27 protein-coding genes and 3 tRNA genes are annotated in these 25,687 nt (G+C 61.8%); 18 read left to right on the top strand and 12 right to left on the bottom strand.

Translation table 11 applies throughout. The annotated features are described in order from the left end of the window. The first annotated feature begins 7 nt into the window (after positions 1-7). The 3 genes from CBP34_RS12170 to CBP34_RS12160 all read left to right on the top strand — a co-directional run bounded on the left by CBP34_RS12170 (position 8) and on the right by CBP34_RS12160 (position 3,626). Positions 8-1,021 carry a phosphonate dehydrogenase gene (locus CBP34_RS12170; protein ID WP_008903166.1) on the top strand — a complete coding sequence of 338 codons (1,014 nt, stop codon included), beginning with the start codon at positions 8-10 and terminating at the stop codon, positions 1,019-1,021. Positions 1,022-1,537: 516 nt separating this feature from the next. Beyond that, positions 1,538-2,413 (top strand): tyrosine-type recombinase/integrase, encoded by an 876-nt coding sequence (locus CBP34_RS12165; protein WP_094098164.1) that lies wholly within the window; start codon positions 1,538-1,540, stop codon positions 2,411-2,413. Positions 2,414-2,420: 7 nt separating this feature from the next. Continuing rightward, positions 2,421-3,626, top strand: coding sequence for an IS91 family transposase (locus CBP34_RS12160; protein ID WP_094098163.1), 1,206 nt, complete (start codon positions 2,421-2,423; stop codon positions 3,624-3,626). 352 nt (positions 3,627-3,978) lie between these two features. Here the strand turns inward: CBP34_RS12160 and CBP34_RS12155 are convergent, their stop codons facing one another. The 3 genes from CBP34_RS12155 to CBP34_RS12145 all read right to left on the bottom strand — a co-directional run bounded on the left by CBP34_RS12155 (position 3,979) and on the right by CBP34_RS12145 (position 5,776). Continuing rightward, on the bottom strand, positions 3,979-4,761 hold the full coding sequence (locus tag CBP34_RS12155; RefSeq protein ID WP_162290903.1) for a helix-turn-helix transcriptional regulator: 783 nt from the start codon (positions 4,759-4,761) through the stop codon (positions 3,979-3,981). Beyond that, positions 4,736-5,173, bottom strand: a complete 438-nt coding sequence (locus tag CBP34_RS12150) for a hypothetical protein (protein ID WP_094098161.1) — start codon at positions 5,171-5,173, stop codon at positions 4,736-4,738. The genes CBP34_RS12155 and CBP34_RS12150 overlap by 26 nt, the downstream gene beginning before the upstream one ends. Before the next feature lie 189 nt (positions 5,174-5,362). After that, entirely contained in the window at positions 5,363-5,776 is a 414-nt protein-coding gene (locus CBP34_RS12145) for an ACT domain-containing protein (protein ID WP_094098160.1), read from the bottom strand. 271 nt (positions 5,777-6,047) lie between these two features. Between CBP34_RS12145 and CBP34_RS12140 the strand changes: the two genes are divergently transcribed. Beyond that, a complete protein-coding gene (locus CBP34_RS12140; RefSeq protein WP_094098159.1) occupies positions 6,048-6,995 on the top strand; it encodes a fatty acid desaturase family protein in 948 nt (315 codons plus the stop codon). Next, positions 6,992-8,260: an SLC5/6 family protein gene (locus tag CBP34_RS12135; protein ID WP_094098158.1), complete on the top strand. Its 1,269-nt coding sequence runs from the start codon at positions 6,992-6,994 to the stop codon at positions 8,258-8,260. Before CBP34_RS12140 ends, CBP34_RS12135 begins: the two co-directional genes overlap by 4 nt. Here the strand turns inward: CBP34_RS12135 and CBP34_RS12130 are convergent. After that, complete coding sequence (locus CBP34_RS12130) at positions 8,162-9,169, bottom strand: HTH-type transcriptional regulator ArgP (RefSeq protein WP_094099163.1); 1,008 nt, start codon at positions 9,167-9,169, stop codon at positions 8,162-8,164. The genes CBP34_RS12135 and CBP34_RS12130 overlap by 99 nt on opposite strands. A gap of 745 nt (positions 9,170-9,914) precedes the next feature. Between CBP34_RS12130 and CBP34_RS12125 the strand changes: the two genes are divergently transcribed. Next, complete coding sequence (locus tag CBP34_RS12125) at positions 9,915-10,220, top strand: hypothetical protein (RefSeq protein WP_094098157.1); 306 nt, start codon at positions 9,915-9,917, stop codon at positions 10,218-10,220. A gap of 16 nt (positions 10,221-10,236) precedes the next feature. On the opposite strand, the gene CBP34_RS12120 is transcribed toward CBP34_RS12125, so the two are convergent. The 5 genes from CBP34_RS12120 to CBP34_RS12095 form a co-directional block, all read right to left on the bottom strand. Then, positions 10,237-11,412 carry a competence protein CoiA family protein gene (locus CBP34_RS12120; protein WP_094098156.1) on the bottom strand — a complete coding sequence of 392 codons (1,176 nt, stop codon included), beginning with the start codon at positions 11,410-11,412 and terminating at the stop codon, positions 10,237-10,239. Between the two features lie 412 nt (positions 11,413-11,824). Then, positions 11,825-11,971 (bottom strand): helix-turn-helix transcriptional regulator, encoded by a 147-nt coding sequence (locus tag CBP34_RS12110; protein WP_236748579.1) that lies wholly within the window; start codon positions 11,969-11,971, stop codon positions 11,825-11,827. A gap of 340 nt (positions 11,972-12,311) precedes the next feature. Next, positions 12,312-12,387 (bottom strand) — tRNA-Asn (locus CBP34_RS12105). A 50-nt stretch (positions 12,388-12,437) separates the two neighbouring features. Next, positions 12,438-12,513 (bottom strand) — tRNA-Asn (locus tag CBP34_RS12100). 63 nt (positions 12,514-12,576) lie between these two features. Further along, positions 12,577-12,996 carry a YbaN family protein gene (locus CBP34_RS12095; protein WP_094098154.1) on the bottom strand — a complete coding sequence of 140 codons (420 nt, stop codon included), beginning with the start codon at positions 12,994-12,996 and terminating at the stop codon, positions 12,577-12,579. A 101-nt stretch (positions 12,997-13,097) separates the two neighbouring features. Here CBP34_RS12095 and def point away from each other — a divergent pair, with 101 nt between their 5' ends. The 11 genes from def to yhdJ all read left to right on the top strand — a co-directional run bounded on the left by def (position 13,098) and on the right by yhdJ (position 22,412). Next, positions 13,098-13,637: a peptide deformylase gene (gene def / locus CBP34_RS12090; RefSeq protein WP_094098153.1), complete on the top strand. Its 540-nt coding sequence runs from the start codon at positions 13,098-13,100 to the stop codon at positions 13,635-13,637. Between the two features lie 385 nt (positions 13,638-14,022). Further along, entirely contained in the window at positions 14,023-15,210 is a 1,188-nt protein-coding gene (locus CBP34_RS12085) for a tyrosine-type recombinase/integrase (protein WP_094098152.1), read from the top strand. Between the two features lie 306 nt (positions 15,211-15,516). Next, complete coding sequence (locus tag CBP34_RS12080) at positions 15,517-15,810, top strand: helix-turn-helix transcriptional regulator (protein WP_094098151.1); 294 nt, start codon at positions 15,517-15,519, stop codon at positions 15,808-15,810. A 3-nt stretch (positions 15,811-15,813) separates the two neighbouring features. Beyond that, positions 15,814-17,886 (top strand): AAA family ATPase, encoded by a 2,073-nt coding sequence (locus CBP34_RS12075; RefSeq protein ID WP_208616333.1) that lies wholly within the window; start codon positions 15,814-15,816, stop codon positions 17,884-17,886. Between the two features lie 461 nt (positions 17,887-18,347). Further along, entirely contained in the window at positions 18,348-18,863 is a 516-nt protein-coding gene (locus tag CBP34_RS12070) for a hypothetical protein (RefSeq protein WP_057386493.1), read from the top strand. Beyond that, a complete protein-coding gene (locus CBP34_RS12065) occupies positions 18,853-19,101 on the top strand; it encodes a hypothetical protein (protein WP_094098149.1) in 249 nt (82 codons plus the stop codon). The genes CBP34_RS12070 and CBP34_RS12065 overlap by 11 nt, the downstream gene beginning before the upstream one ends. A 199-nt stretch (positions 19,102-19,300) precedes the next feature. Then, a complete protein-coding gene (locus CBP34_RS19800) occupies positions 19,301-19,522 on the top strand; it encodes a hypothetical protein (RefSeq protein WP_208616332.1) in 222 nt (73 codons plus the stop codon). A gap of 225 nt (positions 19,523-19,747) precedes the next feature. Then, positions 19,748-20,464, top strand: a complete 717-nt coding sequence (locus CBP34_RS12055; protein ID WP_208616331.1) for a hypothetical protein — start codon at positions 19,748-19,750, stop codon at positions 20,462-20,464. Beyond that, positions 20,457-20,732: a hypothetical protein gene (locus CBP34_RS12050; protein WP_094098147.1), complete on the top strand. Its 276-nt coding sequence runs from the start codon at positions 20,457-20,459 to the stop codon at positions 20,730-20,732. The genes CBP34_RS12055 and CBP34_RS12050 overlap by 8 nt, the downstream gene beginning before the upstream one ends. 215 nt (positions 20,733-20,947) lie before the next feature. Continuing rightward, positions 20,948-21,421 carry a hypothetical protein gene (locus CBP34_RS12045; RefSeq protein WP_094098146.1) on the top strand — a complete coding sequence of 158 codons (474 nt, stop codon included), beginning with the start codon at positions 20,948-20,950 and terminating at the stop codon, positions 21,419-21,421. A gap of 112 nt (positions 21,422-21,533) precedes the next feature. Beyond that, the gene (gene yhdJ / locus CBP34_RS12040; RefSeq protein WP_094098145.1) at positions 21,534-22,412 is read left to right on the top strand and encodes an adenine-specific DNA-methyltransferase; all 879 of its coding nucleotides are present in this window, start codon (positions 21,534-21,536) and stop codon (positions 22,410-22,412) included. Here yhdJ and CBP34_RS12035 read toward each other — a convergent pair. After that, entirely contained in the window at positions 22,377-23,405 is a 1,029-nt protein-coding gene (locus CBP34_RS12035) for a restriction endonuclease (RefSeq protein ID WP_208616330.1), read from the bottom strand. The two genes, yhdJ and CBP34_RS12035, sit on opposite strands and share 36 nt — an antisense overlap. Before the next feature lie 350 nt (positions 23,406-23,755). On the opposite strand from CBP34_RS12035, the gene CBP34_RS12030 reads away from it, so the two are divergent. Continuing rightward, a complete protein-coding gene (locus CBP34_RS12030) occupies positions 23,756-24,244 on the top strand; it encodes a hypothetical protein (RefSeq protein ID WP_094098144.1) in 489 nt (162 codons plus the stop codon). A 196-nt stretch (positions 24,245-24,440) separates the two neighbouring features. Here the strand turns inward: CBP34_RS12030 and CBP34_RS12025 are convergent. Next, a tRNA-Thr gene (locus CBP34_RS12025) sits at positions 24,441-24,516 on the bottom strand. A 12-nt stretch (positions 24,517-24,528) separates the two neighbouring features. Beyond that, the gene (locus CBP34_RS12020; RefSeq protein WP_094098143.1) at positions 24,529-25,536 is read right to left on the bottom strand and encodes a class 1 fructose-bisphosphatase; all 1,008 of its coding nucleotides are present in this window, start codon (positions 25,534-25,536) and stop codon (positions 24,529-24,531) included. Between the last annotated feature and the right edge of the window lie 151 nt (positions 25,537-25,687).

Here is a 25,687-nt window from a genome sequence, read left to right as displayed (position 1 = left end):
GAAGGTAATGATGCCGAAAATTGTGGTGACGCAGCCCATCCATGAAGCAGTTCTGGCGCGTCTTCGATCCGCCGGTGATGTAGTGATGAATCAAGGGCCTGAGCCCTGGAGCGAGGAAGAGCTTTACCTCCACCTGAAGGACGCCGACGCCATGATGGCGTTCATGCCTGACCGGGTAAACAGGCGAACTTTGTTGAACGCTCCACGGCTCAAGACCATCGCTTGCGCATTGAAAGGGTATGACAATTTTGACCTGATGGCCTGTGCACAAGCGGGGGTCAGCGTGAGCTTTGTGCCAGACCTTCTGACAGAGCCCACGGCAGAGCTGGCCATCGGTCTGGCCATTGCCGCTGCGCGTCACGTGCTCGCTGGTGACACCCGTATTCGCAGGGGCTACGCCGGCTGGCGTCCTCAGCTGTATGGAATAGGTCTGCACGGCTCGGTCGTGTCGGTCGTTGGCCTGGGCGCCGTGGGACGGGCCATCGTTGACCGCCTCTGCGGATTTGGTTGCGCTCAACTGCTGGGCGTGGACCCGCATGGTGATGACGAACGCCTGACCATGGTGAGCCTGGGTGAGGCCCTGTCGCAATCCGACTATGTCATTCTGGCCGTTCCGCTGCTGGACGTAACGCGTCACCTCGTCAATGACACCATGCTTGAAGGTGTTCGGCGGGGGCAGATCCTGGTCAACATTGGGCGAGGCTCGGTTGTGGACGAGGCTGCCGTGGCACGGGCGCTCAAGGACGAGCGCCTGGGTGCCTACGCCGCCGATGTGTACGAGATGGAAGACTGGCTGCTGGCAGACCGTCCACGCCAGATTCATCCGGAACTCTTGCAACACCCCTCCACGGTTTTCACACCCCACATTGGTTCGGCGGTGAAGAAGGTTCGCCGAGCCATCGAGTTGCAGGCTGCTGAAAATTTGCTCGTTGCGTTAAATGGTAATGAGCCGCTTGCACACTACGAGGCATCGCACCGAGCGGCTCATGTGGCAGCTTCGCACTGCTCGGTGCAGCCATGAGGTCACCACACCAGAGAATGCTTTTGGACGTTCTATGGTTCTGGCCGATCTAATTCTTTGAGAAGACCTTGGCTACGTGTTTCGGACCCGCGGGCCAACTGCGGATGCTCTTCGCAATGGTTCCGATAAGCCGTGCCGCCAAGTATCCGGGGTGGGATTCCCCCGGTTTCTCGGACGGTTTTCTGGGATCGTTGCCTACATCAACACCGACCGCAGCGGGTCGGGAGAACCAATTCATCCTTGGTGTGATCAGTTGCTCCTGCTACCTTGCCCGGCTCGCATCAATAGAGTGACCGGTCTGAGCAACAAAGCGGTCGCTTGAGACCCTGCTCGGCCAATGACCAGTTGCGCAACACGCGAACTTTCAGGCGTTAGGTTCGAGTGTCGGAGATCAGCCTTTGGACTAAACCGCTCTCGCGGTAGTCTCCGAGCCAGGATGGTTGGTTGACGGCGATGGTGCACGCGCCGATGTTGTAAGCCGAGGCAATTGGCCTCGCTTACGACAGGAGCACCATCATGAATGCACCCCATCCGACGGTCTCACCGTTGCGCCAGCGCATGCTCGAAGACATGCGAATGCGCAAGCTGGCACCCAAGACGCAGACCGCCTACATCCGGGCCGTGCGCCGTTTCGCCGCCTACCTGGGCCGGCCTCCGGACACCGCCACCGTCGAAGACCTGCGCAACTTCCAGCTACGCCTGGTTGACGAAGGCACCTCACCCACCACCCTCAACGCCACCATCACCGGGCTGAAGTTCTTCTGCGAGATCACGCTGGACCGCGCAGACCTGACGGCCAGGATGCAGCCCGTTCATGTGCCTCGCACCTTGCCGGTGGTGCTCAGCCGGGAGGAAGTGGCGCGCCTGATCGCAGCAGCACCCAACCTCAAGCACCAGACCGCGCTGTCGCTGGCCTACGGCACGGGCTTGCGCGCCAGCGAGGTGGTCTCCTTGAAGGTCGGCGACATCGACAGCCAGCGCATGACGCTGCGCGTGGAGCAAGGCAAGGGCAGCAAGGACCGCTACGCCATGCTCTCGCCCGTGTTGCTGGAGCGACTGCGGGTCTGGTGGCGCGTGGCGCGCGCCCAAGGCAAGATGCTCGAGGGCGGCTGGTTGTTCCCAGGCATGAATCCAGTCGACCCGCTCACAACCCGCCAGCTCAACCGCGCCATTCACATGGCGGCCGAGTCGGCGCACATCGACAAGCGCGTGTCCATGCACACGCTGCGCCACAGCTTTGCGACCCACCTGCTGGAGCAGAAGGTGGACATCCGAGTGATCCAGGTTCTGCTGGGGCACAAGAAGCTGGAGACGACAGCCATGTACGCGCAGGTGGCCACCGACGTCCTGCGCGAGGTGGTCAGCCCGCTGGAGCAGCTCAGCACCGCGTAGGCCCACCATGGGCACCGCTGCCCTGGAGGTGGCGGACATCTTCCGCACCCACGGGCCGGCCTGGCGGCAAGCCCAGCGCTCCCACCTGAGCCTGGGTCAGCTCAAGGTCATGACAGCCATCGAGCAGTGCCGCAGCGCGGCACTGGGGGGACATGTGCTGCGCTGTGAAGACTGCCAGCGCCTGCAGGTCGCCTACAACTCCTGCCGCAACCGCCACTGCCCCAAGTGCCAGGCCAGGGCTGCGCAGCGCTGGCTGGATGCGCGCCAGGCCGACCTGCTGCCCCTGGACTACTTCCATGTGGTCTTCACGCTGCCCGCACCCATCAGCGAGATCGCGTACTGGAACAAGGCCGTCGTCTACGGCCTGCTGTTCGAGGTGGCGGCACAGACGCTGCGCACCATCGCCGCCGATCCCCGGCACCTGGGTGCCCAGATCGGTGCCACCCTGGTGCTGCACACCTGGGGTTCGGCACTCACGCACCACCCGCACGTGCACGGCATCGTGCCCGGCGGCGGGCTCTCGCTGGACGGGGAGCGTTGGGTGGCGTGCCGACCGGGTTTCTTCCTGCCGGTGCGTGTGCTCTCGCGTCTGTTCCGGCGGCTCTTCCTGGAAGCACTGGAACAAGAGCACCGCGCGGGCACGTTGCAGTTCTTCTCGCAACACACCGCGCTCGCGGACCCGAAGGCCTTCGCGCGGTGGCTCGCACCACTGCGCCGGTGTGAATGGGTGGTCTATGCCAAGAAGCCGTTTGCGGGGCCACAGGCTGTACTGGCCTACCTCTCGCGCTACACGCACCGGGTGGCGATCTCCAACTCGCGCCTGGTGGCGCACGACGAGCGTGGGGTGACGTTCCGCTGGAAGGACTACCGTGACAAAGACCGAGGCCAAGGCAGGACACGCCACAAGACGATGACGCTCTCGCCGGATGAGTTCATGCGCCGCTTCCTGCTGCACGTCTTGCCCGTCGGGTTCCACCGCATCCGGCACTACGGACTGCTGGCCAACACCCATCGGCGGGAGTGCATTGACCAGGCGCGCCAGCTGCTCACGCCCGAGGCACCAGGCGCATTGCCCGAGAAGGTTGGGTGCGGTGCGGCCGACCAGATCCGTCCGACCTTCGTGTGCGTTCACTGCGGCGCGATGATGCTCATCGTCGAGACGTTCGCTCGTGGGCAGCCCATTCGCACACCTCACCAGCGAGGTCCACCGTGAGCACCTCGGCGTTCGCAACTTTGCGTGTGTCTGGAGCGGGCTCACCACGGCTCGCCGGAGACCCCTGCGTCCGACTCAGAAATCCACGGCGCGACCCCTGCGAGATCGGCTGCAGATGCTCATGTGAAATCGCACGGTACGCCGTGGTGGCGCCTTCGCGCACTGGCCAGTTGGCGCAACGGCCACCTCCCACATCTCTGCGCACTGTCAAATCCCCATAGAGCTGCCAGCTGGTACGCCCAGACGGGTGCTCCCCGCGGTTTCCTCCCTAGAGGCTTGTACGACGCCCACCCTTCGTGGTCAGCGTGTGTCGTCGGCGTGCCTGCGCGGGAGGGCGTCCTACAACCCTTAACTAAAGCAGGCCGTAAAGGCGGGCGATGCGTACAGCTGTTCGCCTGTCCGGCGCTCCCAGCTTTGCGTTGACGCGCTGAAACCGGCTGTCGATGGTTTTGGCCTCAAGATTCATGGCCGCACCGATCACCTTGCTGCTGTGTCCTGCAGCCTCACATCGCAAGAGGTGCAGTTCGGATTCTGTAAGGCTCGCACCCCGGAGCAGTTCCTCTCGCATGGATTTTGCAATCGAGTGATGTAGCTCCATGGCGAGCGCGCGCGCCAGCACCCTGACCCTGGGGTAGCTTTCGCCCTCGAACCTTTCGGGGTCAGCTGATCCCAGGCACAGGACACCGACCCTTGAGAGACCAACCGAGCTGGGGGCAGGTGCGATCAAAGCAGATGCGAAGCCATGCTCTGCAGCTGCGCGGATGAAGGCGTTTTCTTCGGGGGATGTGCAGGGGAGGTAGCTGGCACGGGTGGGTTCCGCGTCGCACGATGCATAGCGCAACCATGGATCATGTTCGAACCATCGTTGAGCAGCGTACTCCGCGGGCCATGCTGGATCACATGCCCAAAACGATCGAAATGAGGTTCGGGTTGCATCGTCTCGAAGGCAACTCAGGAAGTAGCCTGCATCAGCTCCCAGACCCACAACTGCCTCGCGAAACAATGAGATCACTTCGCCCGGGGACCTCGCATCTGTGATTAATGGGAGGATCTGAAGAACGCGCGCGTTGTCCCCTCTCGCAGGGCTGCCTGAAGCAGGCTCGATGCGGTCAGGGGTGTATTGAAAATGCAGCATGACCCTGGCGTCCCAGTTTGCTGAACAGCAGGCCATCATCAAAACGCAACGGCTCGACCGCACACCAGCGGTCGAAGCTCTTCACGTCATGAAAGACCATCGTCTGTACCAGCCGCATGCCCGAAGCTTGGCGTTGGGTGCGCTCCATCAGCAGCCCGTAGCGGGTGGCGCGCAGGAGGAAGGTCACGGTGCCATCGTGGTTTGTCAGCAAGGTATCGCCCTCAGCGATGCGCTCCGCATGGCGGTCAGACGTCGATGCGGCAGCGTTGGTGCGCTTTGCGATCAGCGCCAAACGTTTGGAGCCCAGGGGGCGGGCGGGTGCGTCGATAGGATCGATACGGCGTTTGACCGAATGGCGTGGCGCAACCGCAGATGCTGACGGCGTCACCTCGGGAAGTTGAAAGTTGTTCATCCCCACTCCTGCAGGTCTGGTTGACCGACAGGCCACGCAGCGCTCACACCGCGTAACCCACCCCCAAGTCTCAACAGACTGGATAGCGGGTAGGGTAGACAAGCGCGTCGCGCGATGTCAAAGGAAATCCCGGCAGGGCGCCCAAATCTGCAGCGGGTTCAGTCGCGCTAAACGACGGTACGCAGCGCGTCAAATCACTGCCGGAGCGCTGCTGTGGCTCAAAGCGTTCAGCAAAGAGAACGCGTCATCGGCGCGCTCAACCGGAATGAACAGATGATCGTGGTGGAAGGCTGCGACCGCGTTACACGGTATGCCTTCTTTGGCCAGGGCCGAGGAGATCATGGCCAGAAAGCCGATGGCTTCCAGTGACGAGTGAACGGTGAGCGTGATGAGTTTGGCCTCAAAGATGTAGGGCACCTTGGCCTGTATGGCTTGAGAGCGCTCCACGATGGCCGTCAATCCTTCGGCCTCCCTGAACGTGCAGATGGGGGAGAGGTCCGCAGGGAGGCGATGGTCCTGGAAGGTGCAGTAGACGTAGGTTTCTGGCCGAAGGTCAGGGGCCATCATTTGCTGCAGCCGAACTTGGTCTTTTTCTCCGCTCACTCAAATGTCCTCCTGCACAGGGAAATGGTGTTGGCTTTCGGCGTTGATTATGGGCGGCTGGCATTGACCCGGGGTGTGCACAAGTGCGCAGGTGCACCGCGGAAGGGACTGGTTTAGCTGAATTGACGCGCTGCCAAAGTTCCTAAACCACGGCACGCTGCTGGGATCTCCTGCTACCTTTTGGCGCGGCCTGGGCCTTGTGCTCCGACATACGCTACCGTGCGCTGCGAGGCCGTCCGCAGCCGCACGCCGTGAGGAAGGAGTGTCCACCATGACAACGACTTCGCATGTCCTTTCGGACATGGCCGCGCTTCGATCAGAGCTGCGCCAACAGGGCGATCCGCACTGTGAACTGTTTCGGCTGGCGCCCTGGCGCGCCGTGCTGGACATTGCCTTCGACTGGCTCAGCGTTCTCAGCTCGGTGGTGCTGGTCGTTTGGTGGAGCGAGCTGTTCGCGCCAGTGGCCGTTGTGCTGATCGCCAACCGTCAACGCGCGCTCGGCAACCTCCTCCACGACGCAGGGCATCGGAATCTGTGGCGGGATCGACGGCGAAATGACCTGGTGGCCCGACTTTTCATCGCGCCCTTGTTGTTCGCGAGCCTGACACGCTACCGCGAAACGCACTTCAAACACCACATGGAACTCGGGACCGACGGGGGTGACCCCGATCTTCTGTTCTTCGCTCGAAGTGGGCCGACGAACTGGTTCTCGAGCTACCTGGACCAGGTCTTTTCTTTGAACGCCTGGCTGTCGTCGATGGGTGGGCACCTGGTCTCGCGCCAGGTTCGCACGGCCAGTCAGCTCTACATCCTTGGCTGGTGGCTTGGGGCGGTGGCGTTGCTGTGGGTGGTGGCCGGTGCCGACTTCACGATCACATTCCTGGTGCTGTGGCTGCTGGCCAGAGCGACGGTATTCCATCTGATCACCACCTTCCGCGAGATGTGCGATCACTTCGGCCTTCAGCCGGGCGGCGTGTTCACCTTTACGCGTGACATGGCTTGCCACGGTGTCTGGCGCTGGCTGATCCACCCGCGCAACAACGGCTACCACCTCACCCATCACCTTCTGCCGGCGGTGCCTTACTACCGACTGCCCGAGGCGCACCGGTTGCTGAAAGGGCAAGAAGTCTTTCGGGATCGTGGCAAGGTCTGCTGTGCCTACTTCACCGGTGCCGATCCAGTAACTGGCGTCTGGCAGACGCAAGGGCGGGTTCCATGAACAGGACGCTGGGTAGCTTGCAGGTTGCGGCGCTCCTGGTCTCAGCCAGCTACGGGATCGGATTTCTTTTCGGGTCGGGCGAACTGGCACTTTCCCACGGCATGGCAGGCAGCATCTACGGGGTAGCTACGGGCTTTGGCATGCTGGTGTTGGCTGCGTTCGCACGGCAGCTCTGGGCAACTGGGCTTCCGGTCTGGGATCTGTTTGGCAGTGCCTATGGCAAGCAGCTTCAAGGCGTTGTGGCCTTGTTGTCATTGATCTGGATGTCGGGCGTACTGGCTGCCCAGATTCAAGGCGGCGTTGCGGTGCTGGACTTGTTGGGCCTTGAACAGCCACACAGCTACATGACGATCTTGCTGTTGATCTACGGCACATCGCGATTGGACTTGCGGTTCGCATCGGCGCTGTTCGCCATGTGTCTACTTGCAAGCGCCACTGTCCTCGTCTACGCGCTGGTCGTGGCCAACGGAATGGGCCTCTACCTGCAGGCGATTCCCGCTTTTTCCGAAGACCTGTCAACGTTCAGTGCATCCCGCGTGGTGGCCGTTTCTTTGGCCGTCGGCTTGCTGGTGTGTACCGGTGCCGACTACCAGCAATTCGTATTGGCCGCGCGCTCACCCGTGGCTGCCGTGGGCGGCTGCGTTCTGGCGGGGCTGCTGCTCTTCGTGATCGCTTTCCTACCGTCGGCCGTGGTGGTCGCCATGCAGGGTGGTGGCATGTTGGGCGATTTAGTGGACACCAAGCAGGTGGTTCCCTGGGTGCTGGGTCAGGTCGCTGGCTCGGTGGGGCAGGGCGCCGACAAGTTGATGCTCATCGCCCTGTCCGTGGCAGCGTTGGGTGCAGGCGCAGCGATCTTGCGCGCCATGACGGAAGCATTGGCGTGCGCCGCTTCTGGCAGTCGTTCGGCGGGTCATCCGATGATTGCGCTCATTGCCTTGGGTTTGAGCGCGTTGCTGGCCTCCCGTGATCAGGGCATTGTGGACACCATGGTGTCGGTCAACGTGGTCTACATCGCCAGCATCAGCGTTTGCTTTGCCACCATGGTCACAGGCATCGTCGTGCTTCCGCAGCACGCAAAGTGGATCGTGGCGGTTGGCTTCGCAGGTTCAGTCGCTGTGCATCTGGCGGGCTGGCTGGGGCAGTATGGTGAAGACACCGACGTGGTGTCACTGCTGCTCGGATGCTTCTTGTCCGCTGGCACCGCCTTGTGGCTCCGCTTTGTGGCCGGAGGGTCGGCTCGGCGATGGTCCAGTTTGCGCCGTTGATGGCTCGAACCCGACCGAAGGCTCCAGGCTGTTTCTGGCTACCTTGACGATCAAGGCAGTGATGTCACTGGCCATCGGTGGTTCGAGGTCCCAGTGGTGCCAGAACAGGTCCACCATCTCTCGCTCATTGGGGCAGACGTCCACGAGCTGTCCCGCTTCCACCAAGGGTGCCGCCTGCCAGCTGGGAATCAGACCATAGCCAGCGCCCATGGCAACCCCTTCGAGCAAGGCGACGGGCGAGGGCAGGTAGTGTCTGGCGTACCGCTCAACGGCAAACCCAAAATGCCTTTTCAGGAAGTCGTCGTGCAGCGAGTCCTTGCGGTTGAACAACACCGCCGGTGTTGACAGTACTGCTGGCACCGTGAGTCCGCTCGGAAAGTGCGTGGAGGCGAAAGCTGGCGTCGCATAGCAGCGGTATTCCATGGCGCCCAGGCATTCGGCCAAAAAGCCATCTGCGGGTTTGGCAGATGTCGAAATGCACCCGATCACATCGCCGCGAGCCAGCAGGGCAGAGGTGTGGTCTTGATCGTCTGCTATCACCTCCAGGGCCACCAGCTGACCCATCAGCAGCTCCTTGAGCACTTCAGGAAACCAGGTGGCCAGGGAATCGGCATTCACCGCAATGGCCAGGGACACGGGGGCGTGCGGTTTGGCGGTGGGCGTCAACTCTTGAAGCGCAGAACCTTCAAGAATGCGCAATGCCTTCACATGACGCAGCAACACCTCGCCTGCGTGCGTGGCCGCCACTGGCCGCTCGCGCTTGACCAGCACGGTGGACAGCGATTCCTCCAAGGCCTTGATCCGCTGAGAGACGGCGCCGCGCGTGATGCTGAGCACGGTTGCCGCGCGGTCAAAGCTCTGCTGCTCGACCACGGTGGCAAACGTTTCCAACTGATCACGATCCAGCATGTGCATGTGCTCCAGGAGGCTCAGCTACGACAGCTTGCTGACTGCATCCATTTAGCGGGGTGTAGGGAAAACCTGTCTAGATGGTGCGGGTATCGTGGGCGTCTCAATGGTTTCCAGTCGTTTCCGTCCGTCGGAGCCTCTTGGAACGAATTGATGGCACTCGGCGTTTCACGAACCGAGACTCATGGAATTGCGTTCCCTATTTGTGGATGGTCCTTTCAATAATCTCCACAAGGTGCCGCCCCTGAAAATTCGCCGCTCGCCGACTTGCGAACCATAGCGCTGCCGGTGCAGACGCCAAGGCCTTTCGCGGCATAAACGGCCGCCTTCCCACCGCCGTTTCACTCTGGTGGGCTCCGTCCATTTATTCCACGGTGCCCAGGCACTTGCGCCTTGACGCAGCGCATTGGGTGTCGCACGGCGACCGACGAATGCGGGGCAGGGTGCACACCTGAACAGACTCGATGATCGAGGGACGGATTCCCAATCCAGCTCCCTCGGAAATTGGGGCAGTGTTCCTTGGGGATCAGACGACACGATTTGGTGGATCACAGGGCGGGCCATGAACCCGCGAGCGATGAAACATCTTTTACGGTTGTTTGCCGTGTGGGTTCAATCACCGGGCGCGATCTGTCAATCTTTGAACGTTTGTCGATTGCCGTTCGATTCTGGGCAGTGCCGGGGCCGAATGGGTGAGAAGAACAGTGGATTCGATCTGTGAAGCATGAAGTGACTGGAGGTTGGTATGTGGCTGCTCGTTGCGCGTGAACCTCGGGCCAATGCACCGCACTGGACCGGTCGACGATGGCTCGCGGCCATTGATGCGATGGCGTGGCCGCTGTTCTGGGTATTCCTCTTGAGCCAGATCGATGCGCCCGTCGGGATCCTCGCTCCCATGGCCGTTGCGATTGCGCTCCTGGTTTCAGCAGAGCGAATCCATCGCGCGGTATGGGTCAATCACCGCTACTGGTTCACCACCTGGCGCTGGGGTCGTATCGCTGCCTCGCTGTTCGTGATCGGGGTGGTTCTGAAGCTTGCTGTTTCGGTTTGACCCCAGGTTTCCTGTGCTATTTGATCGAAAACTCCGCTGGATCGTTGGCCGTGTGGGTCCCTTTGGAGCGGGGACTGAGGAAGGTCACCGCCGTGATGTGGTCACGCACCCAGTAGATGCCGAGTTCGGCATCGGCAGAGCCCACGCTGGGCGGAAAGCATTCATCCCACCCTTCGCGTGGGCCGCCCACTGGCGCAATCGCCCAGAGCTTGGTTGGCAGCGGCTGTGCGACGTTGGCCATCTTCACGTGCTCGTTGATGAAGGCGACATCCATCGGATAGAACACCCACGCCTCATCTGCCCCCAGCCGGAAGAACTGGAAGTTGCATCCCAGCGCGTGGCCTGGATAGGCGGGGAAACGGGTTCCACTTGGCGGGGTGCTTGCAGTGGGTTTCGGCGCTGGGGATGCCTGTAGGCCTACATCCCGCAGTACAGGGGGGACATCGTAAGGTCGCTCCAGACGTTTGCCGATTTCAGCCCATCGTCTCCCCGCTGCGTTGGCGCGCTCGCGCTGCAATGCCTCGGTGCGCTGTCGCACGGCACTCTCTTCGGCCTCTATGGCGGCTTGTGCGGTGGCCCGGAGACCCAGCGTGTCGGGGTGATACCCCCAGCGAAAGCTCACCGTCTGCTTGAGAATGGCCATAGCGTCCTCGCGCGTGCGGGTGCCTGATGGCCATGCGGCTGAGACCACTAGTGAGCCGTACGCGCAGTGCTCAGGCAGGTCGTCGACCTGAGGGACGCCCGCGTCGCCCACCTGGACGAACAGCGCAAAGGCAGCACCCGTGTCCAGCGCACCGGTGGCCACCACCTTGGACTTCGGGGGATGCTCTCTCCATGCGAGAGGGCCTGAAATCTGAGCGTTCCACGCTACGTCTTGTGAGCGGTCCAGCCACGCCGAGAAAACGCCTGCCGAGGTCCTGTATTCGGGCAACACCAGCGCCCCACGCTCAGCCAACTCGCGTGCAAATTCGATGCCCAGGCTTCTGGCGAGGTTCTCCGCACCGGCTTCGCACTCGGGGCGCTCCTGTGAGGCCTCGTGTGAGAAGTGCCACTCGTTGGTGTCTCCTTGTTTGGCCACCAGCGGGCTCTTGCACATGGGGCAGAAACATCCGCACGCTGCCCCTCGTAAGACATCGCCGACGAAGCGTATGGCTCCGCTGGCATCAAACGCCATGATCTGGATGCTGGACATGGGTTGCTCAGTCCTCTCGCGCGTACCGAGTCAAAGGTTTCACCAGTGATGCCAGAAGAAGCATGCGTTTGCAGTCCTCGTCCAGCGGCAAGCCCTGGTACAACCCCACTAGATCCAGCAGCTCGGACACGGCTCCGTTTTCCACGCCTGTAGGTTCAAGGTGTTTCATGCACTCCACATCGACCATATCGAGCACGAGGTCCTGGCGATCGACCGGGATGGTGCTGCGCGCTTGTGGGCCTTGAGGGCGCACTTGCGCTCCTCGATAGGCTACGAAGAATGTATTTTGACCCTGAAGTCGGCGACTCGAAGGGGCTCGGACTCATTGAGCAGGCAATCAAACTTCAAAAGCTTGAGGACTCGAATGCCTGACTATCCTCTCCGAGTGGTCCCGATGGAGTGCCTGTCCGTTTCAGTGCGATGTCGCTGGACGTGACTGGCTCCATAGATCCAGTTCGCTGCGGCGCCAGGCCACTGCGCGCACACCGAGACGAACGGGGCAGGGGAACTGTTGTTGGGCGATGAGCCTATAGATCGTCGATCGACCCAAGCCCGTCATCTGTATGACGGATGGCATGCGCAGAAACACGGTCGATACTTGATCTTGTGTTTCCGGGGGTGGGGCGGAGGTCTGTTGCACGGCAATCTCCCGGTGGAGGCATGTAGGCAACTGTAGGGCGCTGCGGGCGCCTCGGTCATGCTGGATTCGCTGACAAATCTAGCCCATAGAGGTATGTCACCGAGCAGCTTGACGTAGTCGATGCCGCCTAGACAAGGCCAGTCTGTTGCGATCCGGACACATGCACGTGTCTGCGAAGAATTTCGGACACGTGTCGGACACGGCAGATCCAAAAAGCAAAAAAGTCAGCAGGCGCTAACCTGCTGACTCTTGATTTACTTGGCTCCCCGACCTGGACTCGAACCAGGGACCTGCGGATTAACAGTCCGGCGCTCTACCGACTGAGCTATCGAGGAATGATCGGTATGTAAAAGGCCCTGCGTACACATGCAGGGCCTGAAATTCTTGGCTCCTCGACCTGGGCTCGAACCAGGGACCTACGGATTAACAGTCCGGCGCTCTACCGACTGAGCTATCGAGGAACAAGATTTAGATTATATACATAAAAATGAGCATTTCTACGTGACTGGCGGCTGTCTGAAAGGCTACCGTGCGGGTTCACGTCTGCGCCACAGCCACGCCAACACGCACGCCATGCAGATGCATGCAAGCACCACAGCCCAGCGCGGTGCGTCCGTAAACACCAGAATGACGCTGCTCAGGGCCATCATCAGGGTGGCGCTCCACTTGGATCGGCGGCTCACGCAGCCCCCGTTTGCCCAGTTGCGCAGCATGGGGCCGAACAGACGGTGATGCCAAAGCCATCGAAACAGTGCGGGCGAGCTGCGGGCTGCTGCCCATGCCGCCATCAGGATGAAAACGGTGGTGGGCAGCCCAGGCACGAATACACCCACAACGCCCAGGATCAGGCACATCCCTGCAAAAATCTTCAGCAGCCAGCGCAAGGGTCGCGGCAGCACCTTGGGCATCTGGGGGGCGGGAGGATCGTCGGAGGGCGAAGCCATTGAGCGCGATTGTGCATGGTCGCAAAGGCATGGTGCTCCCGCTATGCTTGTCGGTTTTCTCACCCAGGCGGTGCACTGCCGCTGTTGACTGGCCTGTTCGAATGACCATCCACACTATCTTGAAGATGGGCGATCCGCGTCTGCTGCGTATAGCCCAGCCCGTGCAGAGGTTTGATACCGATGCGTTGCACCTGTTGGTGCGCGACATGTTCGATACCATGCGATCGGTCAATGGTGCAGGCCTGGCGGCCCCCCAGATTGGCGTCGATCTGCAGGTGGTGATTTTTGGCTCCACCGGCGCCAATCCCCGCTATCCCGACCGGCCGCTGGTGCCGCCGACGGTGCTTCTCAATCCGGTCATTACCCCCGTGGGTGCAGAGGAGGATGAGGACTGGGAGGGATGTCTGTCGGTGCCGGGATTGCGTGGCAAGGTGCCACGCTGGTCGCGCATTCGCTATACAGGGTTTGACCCCTATGGCGACCCGATCGACAGGACGGTGGAAGGATTTCATGCCCGCGTCGTGCAGCACGAATGCGACCACCTGATTGGCAAGCTGTATCCCATTCGGGTGCGCGATTTTGCGCAGTTTGGCTATACCGAGGTGCTCTTTCCGGGCATCGGCGCTGCAGAGGATGAATGACGCGCGAAGTGGCAAGCGTTGCACAGATGGCGTGCAGGTCTGCTGTATGAATTGTTCGCTGCAACTGTCTGGGTGATGTGACACTCGGCAGTGCGGGTGCAGCCGAATGCCTTTCGTCCCATTACACGCAAAAAGCCCCTGACTCTTGCGAATCAGGGGCTTCTATTTGGTGCCGGAGAGATGAATCGAACACCCGACCTTCTCATTACGAATCGGCGCGCATAGGCCACACCATGATTCGATATTAGATGGCATAGGGCGCTTACAAGCAAGCAAAACCGCGACTTAATGGCTCTGTCAGCGGGCAAAACGTCGTGCGAACACACGGCACCTTGTGGTGCTAAACCGTGTTCGCGCCGTGGCCCGCTTCACTCGGAGCCAACGCATGAAAGCCAAGATAACGCAGGCCCTCGTCGAGAGGGCACCATACGCCGAGCGCGGCAAGCCCGTGCTTTACGCCGACCCCGAACTCAGGGGCTTCTACCTCATCGTGACCGCGACCAAGCGGGCCTACTACGTCCAGTCGCTGGTCAACGGAAAGCAGGTTCGCGCGAAGCTGGGCGACCATCCTGCGCTCGACGCCAAGCAAGCCCGCGATGCCGCCAGGCAGACCCTCGTCGGCATGCGCAGCGGCACAAACCCGAACGAGGAGCGCCGCAAGGCGCGGGCGCAGGGCATCACGCTCAGGCAGGCACTCGACCTGCACCTCACCGCCAAGCCGTTGGCTCAGCGCACCAAGGACGACTACCGCTACTGCTGCGATCAGTACCTATCCGACTGGCTCGACACACCGCTGGCCGAACTCGGCGCGGACCGTGCCGGCGTGCGCGAGCGCCACGTCCGCATCACCGCAAAGCATGGCGCGCCCACAGCAGATACCGTTTTCCGCATCCTGCGCGCCGTCTACAACCGCGGGTTGCGCGAGCACCCCGACCTTCCCGCGAATCCAACCGCCAACGTCGATTACCACGGTCTCAAGCGCCGCAAGGTGGATGCCAACGCCGAGAAGCTGAAGGCGTGGGGCAAGGCGGTGGTCGCGCTGGGCAGCCCCGTGCGCCGCGACCTCCATCTTTTCATGATCCTGACCGGCATGCGCCGCACCGCCGCCTGCGAGGCGAGGGCCGAGCAACTGAACCAGACGGGCGACGCCCTGCATGTGCCGAAACCCAAGGGTGGGGCCGCCCGCGCCTTCGACCTGCCTCTGTCCGGCCCACTGCAAGACCTCGTAGCCCACAGGTCCGAGCAGAACAAGCTGGCCTATCGGCGCTCGCCTTGGTTGTTCCCTGCCGACTCGAAGTCGGGCCATGTCGCCGAGGTGGCGCAGTACGAGCTGGGCGACTTGATCGGCCATGCCCTCCGCCATACCTACGCAACGCTGGCTCTTGAATCGGGCGTGCCCATCGCCGAGTTGAAATTCCTGCTGAACCACGCTGCGGGCAACGTCACGATGGGCTACCTGAACCCCAGCCTGCACCACCTGCGGACGTGGCAGGAGAAGGCGTCGGCCAATGTGCTGGACGCACTCGGTCTGACCTGGACGCCCGGAGAGTGGCCGCCGCAGCCCAAGGAATAGCCGCACGGTCTCACCAGACGGCCCGTGTCGCGCCCGGTGCGGTTCGGCCTGATACCGAGCCGCCTGGACCTGTTCGGCTCGCCACCGACTCACCTGGACGGCCGAAGAAGTAATGGTATTTCGCACCATCGCCTTGTGGCATATTCATTTTCGTCGGGTGACACCGACCGAGGCTTGCTCAGGCCATACATGAGCGACTCGCCCCGCTGACTGAGGGGAGCTAACGGGTCCATCTCTGCGACGCACAGCAGGCAGTCCCCGCACCGGCACATCGCCTTGCGGGGATCGCTGAACGGAGTCCAAGAGATGACGAACCCCACCCGCTTGACGGTAACGCTCGCCGAACTGCGCGAACTTCATGCGCTGCCCGACGAGGCGCTGCTCAACGTCCACGAGGCCGCCGCCTTCCTGCGCCTCAGCCCCAACGCCCTGAACTGGTATCGCAGCCAGCGCCGCGGCCCGACCTACCAGCGCGTCGGCCCAAAGGTCATCCGCTATCGCGTCGGCGACCTGCGCGCCTACATGGTCGAGGTCCAGCCGCTGTCCCGCTCTTACGAGTCGCGCAAGGCCCGTGTCGATCGCGCGAACGTGGAGGGCTGACCGATGAGCGAACAAAAGAAAACGCCCACGGGGGACGAGTCCGTGGGCGCCAATGGTCAACAACCTGGAGAGGTGAGCAAGCTCACCGGATCAAATGATGCCGGGATGCGCCAAGCGCCTACACCATCGTTCGATGACGTGCGGCCGTACCGTGGCGCCCGCCTGGAACTGATCCCGCTGCACTGCTGGAATGCGATCAGCCGCGATGGGCGCGAACTCGGCAAGGCCCCCGCCGACGGCCGCTGGACAACCCGGCAGTACGACCACGCCGAAACGCTCGAACGGGCGCAGCGCGAACGTCTGAATCTGGGTGTCCGCCTGCCCGCCGACGTGGTTGTGCTGGACGTTGACCCGCGCCACTTCCCCGACGGCACGAACAGCCTCGACAAGCTGGTGGCCGACACGGGCATCGACCTGTCAGCAGCGCCCCACGTTCTCACCGGCAACCTGAATACACCGGGGCACCACTACTACTTCAGGAAACCTGCGGGTGCGGTGCTGCTGGAAAGCATCGAGGGCTATGCGGGGCTGGAGTTCAAGTCGCTCGGCCGCCAGGTGGTCGCTGCCGGCTCCGTCCACCCAACAGGCGGTCGCTACGAATGGGCCACCGACTCGCCGCCGCTGGCCGACATGCCTGACTTGCCGTCGAACGTGCTGAAGATGGCTCGCAGGCCGGAGCGCGTTGCCGCGGCATCATCGGACGCTGGCGAACTCACGCCTGAGCTGCTGGCGAAAACACTGGAACAGCTCGACCCGTGCGACTTCGGCAAGAAGCAGCACGAGCGCTGGAAGGAACTGATGATGGCCTGCCACTACGCCACCGACGGCGAAGGGAGGCAGGAGTTCATCGACTGGTGCATGGGCGATCCCGAGTACGCCGACCAGGACTGGATCGTCGGCCGCCGCTGGGACTCGCTGCACGTCAACCGCGACCAGAAGATCACGACGGCCACGCTGCGCATGTACCTGCAAGAGGTCGGCGGCGACATCGCATCGCCGGACCCAGAGGACGACTTCGACGTGTGGGAGGACGACGGCACCGTCGAAGCCGAATCCAGCCGCTGGCGCTTCCTGAGCATCGACGAGGTGGAGAGGCTGCCGCCGCCGAAGTGGCTGGTGCAAGGCGTCCTGGTCGAAGCCAGCATCGCAGCGATCTACGGGCCGCCCGAATCGTGCAAGTCATTCCTTGCAGTGGACATGGCGATGGCCATTGCGAGCGGCATGGACTGGCACGGGCGCACCGTCGAGCGCGGCGGCGTCCTGTACATCGCGGCGGAGGGCGCGCCGGGCCTCGGCAAGCGCATGCGCGCCTGGAAGGTGAATCGCGGGGCACAGGGCCGTGCTTTCCAACTCCACCTGATGCGCGACGAACTCAACCTCGCAGCCGAGAAGGATGGCGGTGTGCGCGCCTTCGTCCAAGCTGTGACCGATGAGCTCGGGCCGCTGCGCCTGATCGTCATCGACACCCTGAACCAGACAGCCGCAGGCGCCGACGAGAACTCGGCGAAGGACATGGGGCGCTACATCGCCAGCATGAAGAAGCTGCGCGACGCGACTGGCGCCGCCGTGGTCGTGGTCCACCACTCGGGCAAGGACGTGAGCAAAGGCATGCGCGGCAGCACGGCGCTGCTAGGCGCGATGGACACGACCGTCGAGGTGGAGCGCTCCACCGACGGTCACTCGATCAAGGTCGCCGTGCACAAGCAGAAGGACGCCGAGCGCGAAGGGCCTATGCGCTTCAACTTGGAGAAGGCAGCCGACTCCCTTGTTCTCAAGCCGACTGCGATGGTCGATGCGGGTGGTGACTTTGATGGCAGGACGGACCTGATCGTGGAGCTGGCGCGCCAGATGGCGAGCGAGCGCGGTGGCAGCGTGCCGTTGAAGGAGTTGGCCGAAGCCGTGTGCGAGCGCGATGGGGTGGCGGACAAGACGGCGCGCCGCAGGATTGAGGAAGCGATCCCCAAGCACTGCACCCGTGACAACGCCAAGCAGTCAGCAGACGGCGGGCTGGTGTGGCAGGAACCCGCAGACCCGCGCAACCCGAAGCTCGGAATCCTGGTCAGGACGGAGGGGTGAGCAGGCAATTTCGATTGTCACGGGGCACGATTTTCGGTGTTCGATTGTCACGCCCCCTGACAATCAGATTGTCGTCGATTGTCAGGTTCGATTGTCGAGCTGACAATCTAAGCGCGACAAGCACTTAGGCCACTTTCGGCCACCCGATTGTCAAAGCGAAAGTCACTGGAGGATTTGATTGTCAGGATGGTCGTCAGTCTATAGACGACGACCTTGACAATCGCCTTGACGATCGAAAAACCGAACCCCTTCAAAGAGGGAATCACGGTGGTCGAACGTGCCCAACCTGCTGCGCCGAGACCTTCGCGCGCGAGGTCAACGATCCGGGCCGTTCGACCCACCAATCATTGATTCGCGGGCCAAAGCCCTCCAAGCCGTTGATGTGCTTGAAAGAACGATGGCGTGCCTGCGCGCATAAGCACGACACGATAACTCCGTAAGCCATTTTTCGGAGAACAGACGTGAGCCGCCCATCTATCCCCAACACCTTCACACCGGAGAGGAAGGCGATCTTCCTTGCGGTGCTCGAAGACACGGCGAGCCCCAAGGCTGCGGCAGCCGCTGCGGGGATCGTGCGCTCGACGGCCTTCTATCACAAGGCCAACGACCTGGAGTTCCGCACGCAGTGGGAGGCGGCCGTCGAGGTGGCGCTCGACAGCCTGCTCGAAGAAGCCTATCGGCGTGCTGCCGTCGGCGTCGATGAGCCTGTTATCCACCAGGGCCGCGTCTCGACCGTGGCCGACCCCGAGACCGGCGACGAGCGCCCGCTGACGGTGCGCAAGTACAGCGACAGGCTGATGGAGGTCCTTCTCAAGTGGCGCTACGGCGACCAGATGGCGGACCGCCTGCGCGTCAAGGTGGACTCCACAGGCCTCGACGCCGAGGCGCTGCTGCGCATGTCGGCCGACGAGCGCAAGGCGCTGACGGGGCTGCTCTCCAAGTACCACGCGAACAAGGAGCAAGACGATGACGAGTGAGATGCTGACCGTCGAGGAGGCTCTGCTGCGCGCCGAGCAGATCGACCGCAACCTCGACGCCTTCGACGAGACGGCACCGCAGACGGTCGTGGCGATGGGCGGGCGCGATGCCCTTGCCCGCAGTTGCGAGATGACCTGCATCGGCCCTATCCCACGCATCGACGCGGACACGTGGCAGGCCATGTCGAACGAGTACGAGGCAGGCCGCCAGCATGGCAGCGTCAACCGCGGCGCCTAGCGGGCACGCCGTCGCCATCGAGGTCGCGGGGGTGCGATACCCCAGCGCCCGGCAGGCGGCCCAGGCACTTGGCATGAGCGTCAGCTCCGTGCAGCAGCGCGCCCACAGCCCAAACTTCCCGACCTTCCGCTGGCTCGGCGCGACGCCCGGCCCGCGAAGGGTCAGGACGCCCGAGGACTGCGACGTTGCGAAGCCGCTGGTGGAGCCGACGCGCTGGGCATTCGACGGCGGCGCGCGACGCGCCAACGTCATCGACCTCAACGTGCAGCCTCCCCGCGTGGTGCGCACGGTGGGCTGGCTCAGGTGCATGTGCTGCGGCCGCTTCCACTTCTCCGAGGACGTGAGCCGCGCCCGCCTGTGCCTGAACTGCGGCGGCGCTGGCGGCCTGCCAGTCGGCGCCGACCCCAACGAAGACGCCTGACTCTCGATCAGGGGGCGGCGAGACGCCAAGCCCTTGAAGCACAAGCCACCGTGACGGCGGCGCAGAACAGATGAACACGACCGAAGAACGATGGCGTTCTCGGCCAACGCACCACGACACATTGAAAGCATCCGGTCAGCGCATTGGCGCGCATGACCACCCCGCGGCTGGGGACGCGCTCGAAGGCGACCGGAGGACCCTCAACCTCATAGGAGCCAACGAGCCATGAACCTGAATCAAGTATCCCCGCTGCTCAGCCCGCAACAGATCGGCGAGCTCGCGTCCAACCTGGACGCCATCCACACCCGCGCCATCAAGGCCATTCAGCGCCTTCAGTCCGACATCGACGCGCGCAAGGCAGAGATTGCCAACCGCTGGAAGTCCGCCGGCATCGACGCCGCCGACAAGGCCCGCTTCGCGCAGAGCGAGACCGTGGCCGCCGTCCGCCAGATCAAGGACAACTCCGCCAAGGAGCTCGACAAGCTGCTGAAGGACGCGGGCGCGCCGCACGCCCAGCTCGTCTCGCAGCGCGAGTTCTACTCCAGCCCCGCCAAGGTGCTGGCCCGCGCCGCCCTCGGCGACCCCAAGCGCACCGAGTACCTGCACCAGCTCGCCTACGCCGGCCCCGCCGAGCTCGGGCACATGGCCCAGGTCGCCGTCGCCACGCAGAACATCCCGCTCGCTTCCGCGCTGCTGAGCCTGCTGGACCGCATGCCGTCGAAGGACCGCCCGGTCGGCCCCGCCGAGCTCGCCGCCGCGATGAAGCTGGACGACTACCTGAAGGTGCAGGAGTACATCAAGCTGGGCGACGCGCGCCTGCAGGGCATCCTCGTCGCGATCCGCACCTGGAACCAGGGCAAGTCGAACCCGCTGAACACCGTGCAGCTCGCCCTGCGCGAGCAGGCCATCGACCGCGGCCTGATCGGGGGCGGCGATGAATAAGCACGCCGTCTACCCCGCGCATCACCCCGTGGCCCTCGCGCTCACGGGCCTCGCGTGCGCCCTGCGCAGCGGCTGCGAGGTCATCGACGCCCTGGCCGAGCGTGCCGCCAGCGTGGGCGTGCCCTTCGGCTGCGAGACCTTCGACGACGCGGCGGCGCTGGCTGGGGTGCCGTACTCGCGCCCGCTGGACCTGTACGTTGACCGCGAGACCAAGCGCCGCGCCGACGCCCTCCCTTACGACCGCCTGCACTTGGCGTTCATGCACTGAGTTTGGTGCCAGCGGCCGGGGTCGGAACAGAGGCCGAGGTTGCCCCGGCCGTGCTTCGGAGGGGATGCCCACAAGGCATCCCCTTCTTTTTCATGCGCTTAGGAATCACGGCCCGCTGATGGACAGTCAGCGGGCCAATTTTCTTCAGGGGGCCCCGCTCCCGAATCCCCTTGAACACGACTTAATGAACTCACACCCAACCACTGGAGCGTGAGATGAACCTGCAAGAGATGAGCACCAAGGACCTGCTGGTCCTGCACAACCAGATCGCCGACAAGGCCGCTGGGCCGAAGACCTTCGCGACCCGAGGCAAGCTGCTCGACCGAATCGAGTCCATAGCCAAGGCCAAGAACATCGACGTCGCGTCGTTCGGGCAGTCGCAGGCCGCCGAGGTGACCGAGCCGCGCGCACAGCCGCAGGCCGACGTCACCGAAGCGACCGAGGCCCCGACAGAGACCGAGAAGAAGCCCAGCGGCAAGGGCATCGGCCGACTCGCCCGAGAGCTGCTGATGGACCCCGCGGGCTACCCGCACGCCGTCATTGCCGAGATGGTCAAAGCGCAGATCGAGGGCGCGCAGGCATCCGCCAAGTCGGTCCGGTGGTACGCCCACGACATGCGCAAGAAGGGCACTGCGGTGCCTGATCGTCAGCGCGTGGACGGTGACTCGCACCAATCCGCCGTCGACTAGCGAGTTCCTGTACCTCGCTAGCTCCAGCCGGTAAGATCACGTTATTGTGGGAAGTTTGTTAGAACAAGGCGCAACTTGCTTTGCTTCCCGAGAAAATTGGAGCCATTTACTCGTGACGAAATCATACACTGCCGAAGGGCACACCATACATCATGGGGAGGCACTTGAGGTTCTTAAAACCATCGAGACGGGGTCAGTCGATCTAGTTTTTGCGGACCCGCCTTATAACATAGGAAAAGATTTCGACGGAATTCACGATCAAGTTGAAGAGTCAGAATACTTCGATTGGTGCTGGAAGTGGTTGGATGAGTGCCACCGCGTTCTAAAGCCGGAGGGGACCTTTTATCTGATGAATTCCACGCAGAACATGCCTCACATCGACTTGTACTGTAGGACTAAGTTCGCAATCCTTTCTAGGATTGTCTGGTCCTATGACAGCTCAGGGATGCAGGCTCGAAAATTCTACGGCTCCCTCTATGAGCCAATACTCCACATGGTCAAAAACCCAAAGTCCTACACATTTAATACGGAGGACATCCTCGTCGAGGCCAAGACGGGTGCAAAGCGAGGTTTAATTGACTATCGAAAAAATCCACCGCAGCCCTACAACACGACAAAAGTGCCGGGGAACGTGTGGGATTTCGCCCGGGTTCGATTCAAGATGGATGAATACGAGAATCATCCATCTCAGAAACCAGAGGCCTTGCTTGAGCGAGTAATTAAAGCCTCGTCTAATCCAGGCGATATTGTGCTTGATCCTTTCGGTGGCTCTTTTTCGACCAGCGCCGTGGCAAAACGCCTTGGCCGGCGATCAATATCCATTGAGCGCAACGAGACCTACATAAAAATAGGTCTGCGCCGCGTGGGTATTCCGTCCGACTACTCAGAGGAAGCGCTTGCCAAGCAAAAAGTGCGCAAGACGCAGAACCTATCGAAGAAGCAGCGAACTAAGGATTTAGTCGAGCAGCCCATACTCCAGCTTGAATTGTAAGGAGAGCTGAGCCTTAACTCGATCAAGCGCGGAATCAGGAATTCTTGATGCCGCGCCTTGAAGATCATCCAGCGTTATCACCTCTTCAAACAACGACATGTAGACGGAAATCATCGCGGGACTGTAGAGACCTGATCGTACTGCATCCTGCTGGATTCGCTGTTTCACTTCGTCGCCAGCTCCATAGACTTTAATTACAAAGGATATGGGGTAACGATTAACCTTCTCAAAATCTAGAAAATACTTGCGGAAATCTAGCGTCTCAGTGACTTGGAAAATCCTCCCAAGGGGGCGCAGCACAAAATCAATACCTCCGTCATTTGCATTTGTTCTCCCAGCTCGAAAGAGCTCAAGCGGAGTTGCCCTCGCTGTTGCTGGAGAGTCTCCGAAATAAACAACCTTCCCACGATAGTGCTCAGCCAGCAAGACATACGAGGCAATTTCAAATAGGCGAGCATCTGAATTCGCAGCGAATGCCGCGTCGAAAAACTCTCCCAAGTCTTCGATGGTCTCTATCGCTTGAATTTCTTCCAATGCACTCGACTGGTTGGCAGTAATCTGCTCAACATAAGCTTGTATTGCTGCGACCACAAAGCGCGCAACCATCGTTGGGTCTGCGCCTCCGTGCCTGAGAAGAGCCGGTGAAAGAGTCCTCGCCTTTTGACCCGCGACTACTGCCGCATGGACAGGAAGCAGCTCTCCATTGACGCCGAGCTGGCGTGAAAATTCATCGTTCAAACGGTTGTCGAGTGGGTGATTTTGCAGCTTTGCCCCAAAAGGCAGCGCGCGCATTCGGGCTAGCAGATCAGTAAAGCGGGAGGTATTTCCAGCCAAGTAATCTTCTGCTAGCACATAAAGTGCATACAGATTCCCAAGGGACCGTCTTGCTTTGCTGCCTCGGTCGGCTGCCCGGGTTTTTCGTAGCAAGTACTGCACTAGCAGGTTGTCTGCGGGAACCCCGTGGGCCGCTGCAATATCGTCGATAAATGCCATATCTTGCTCATTGAGACTCAAATCCATGAGCCTACACGAGCAGAGCGTTTTGTTGTAGAGAAAGTCCGCGGTTGTTGCCTGGTTGTATCAAGAAGAAGGCCGCCTATGGCGACGACCTTTCACATCAGAGGCTTAGCTGATCTGACCATCTGATTGAGGATCAGGCGTCCCGCGAACACGCGCCCGCGCACGCCGTCAACAAACGAATTCGGGCCGATGCGTGCCGACCACACGCCGACGCAAATGATGATATTTTTTCGTAGACAGAGCCTCCAAACTTGTCTCCATCGCGATGTGCTGAGGGACGCCTCGGCAACAAACCCTTGATTGACAACTTTGGAGAAATTCACATGAATACTATGATCGATACCAACGCCATCAACGCTCACCAGCACCAGATCGAGGTGCTCGGCCTGGAGCTGGAGCACGCCTCCGGCGTCCGTGCGCTCGCAGCCAGGCAGGCCATGCACGTAAGCGGCGGCCGCGATCACTTCGACGCAGACCTCCTGCTCGAAGCCTGCGACGCCCTGGTGGGCAACGACCGCCTGTTCGAGTCCTACAACGACGAGGCCAACCCGAACCCGACCGACTTCGTGCTCGGCGACGGTTGCCCGTTCATGTCGCTCGACGCATACCTCGACCTCCGCGAACTGTTCGGCGGCAACTGGCTCGTCCTCGCCATGACCGAGTACGCGGCAAGGCGGGGAAGCGAGGAACTGCGCGACGACCCGAGGGGCAAGGCGGAGGAGTTGGTCGCACGCGCACTGGAGGAGTACTCCAAGGCGCGCACGGTGGAGTTCGAGCGCTTCCTTGAGCCTCTGGAGGCGGCGCAGGTCTGACTAGACTAGAAGCAAAAAGGGCAGCCCATGTGGGCTGCCCTTTTTTACATCAAGTGGTGCCGGAAAGAGGATTCGAACTGGCGACCTTTTCATTACGAAGGCGCCGTGCTGTGTTCGTTTCGTGTTTGGCAGACGCCAGAAACAAAAAAGCCATCCTTGTGGGATGGCTTAAGTGCTTGATTTCATTATCAAAATTTGGTGCCGGAGAGATGAATCGAACACCCGACCTTCTCATTACGAATGAGCTGCTCTACCGACTGAGCTACACCGGCGTAAGCCTGCAATTATAGCTTGGAATGATAGCTTGTCACGCGGTCCACCTCATTTTTTGAGCCCAGGATCACGCTGACGCGTTCATGCAACTGGGTGGGTTGGATGTCCAGGATGCGTTGCTTGCCGTTGGTGGCGGCGCCGCCAGCTTGTTCGATGAGCCAGCCCATGGGGTTGGCCTCGTACATCAGGCGCAGCTTGCCGGGCTTGTGGGGTTCGCGCTTGTCCCAGGGGTACATGAAGATGCCGCCGCGGGTCATGATGCGGTGCACGTCGGCCACCATGCTGGCGATCCAGCGCATGTTGAAGTCCTTGCCGCGCGGGCCTTCCTTGCCCTGCAGGCACTCATCAATGTAGCGCTTCACGGGCTCGTCCCAGTGGCGCATGTTGCTCATGTTGATGGCGAATTCTTTGGTGTCCTCGGGAATGCGCACATTTTCTTGCGTCAGCACGAACGAGCCCTGTTCGCGGTCAAGCGTGAACATGGCCACGCCGTCGCCCACCGTGAGCACCAGCGTGGTCTGTGGTCCATAAACGCAATAACCTGCCGCCACCTGCTGGTTGCCAGGCTGCAGGAAGTCGCCTTCATCCACGCCGCGGTCGTCTTCGGGCATCTTGAGCACGCTGAAGATGGTGCCGATGCTCACGTTCACGTCAATGTTGCTGGAACCATCGAGGGGATCGAACAGCAGCAGGTATTCGCCTTTGGGGTAGCGGTTGGGCACCACATAGATGCCGTCCATTTCCTCGCTGGCCATGCCGGCCAGGTGGCCGCCCCATTCGTTGGCCTCGATCAGCACCTCGTTGGCGATGATGTCGAGCTTTTTCTGGACTTCGCCCTGCACGTTCTCACTGCCGGCACTGCCGAGCACGCCACCGAGGGCGCCTTTGTTGACGGCGTGGCTGATGCTCTTGCAGGCCCGCGCGACCACTTCAAGCAGCAGGCGCAGTTGGCCGGGGATGAGACCGTCCACGCGTTGCTGTTCGACCAGGTAGCGGGTCAGGCTGATGTTTTTTGCCATCTCAAAATTTCCTTTCATTAATTCAGCATGTCGCCGCACGCTCCGCGAAGCCGTTAAAACTGGCGCGTCTCAGGCCAGTGCCACCGTGGAGCCGGCTTTGCCGGGCCAAGGGTGGCGTCCCCCTGAGGGGGAGGACGCGAAGCGGCTCAGG

The sequence above is a fragment of the Acidovorax carolinensis genome, from assembly GCF_002157145.1.
Lineage (GTDB): Bacteria > Pseudomonadota > Gammaproteobacteria > Burkholderiales > Burkholderiaceae_C > Acidovorax > Acidovorax carolinensis.
The sequence above is the reverse complement of the archived record's forward strand: the minus strand, read 5'-3'. Positions and strand labels throughout refer to the sequence as shown.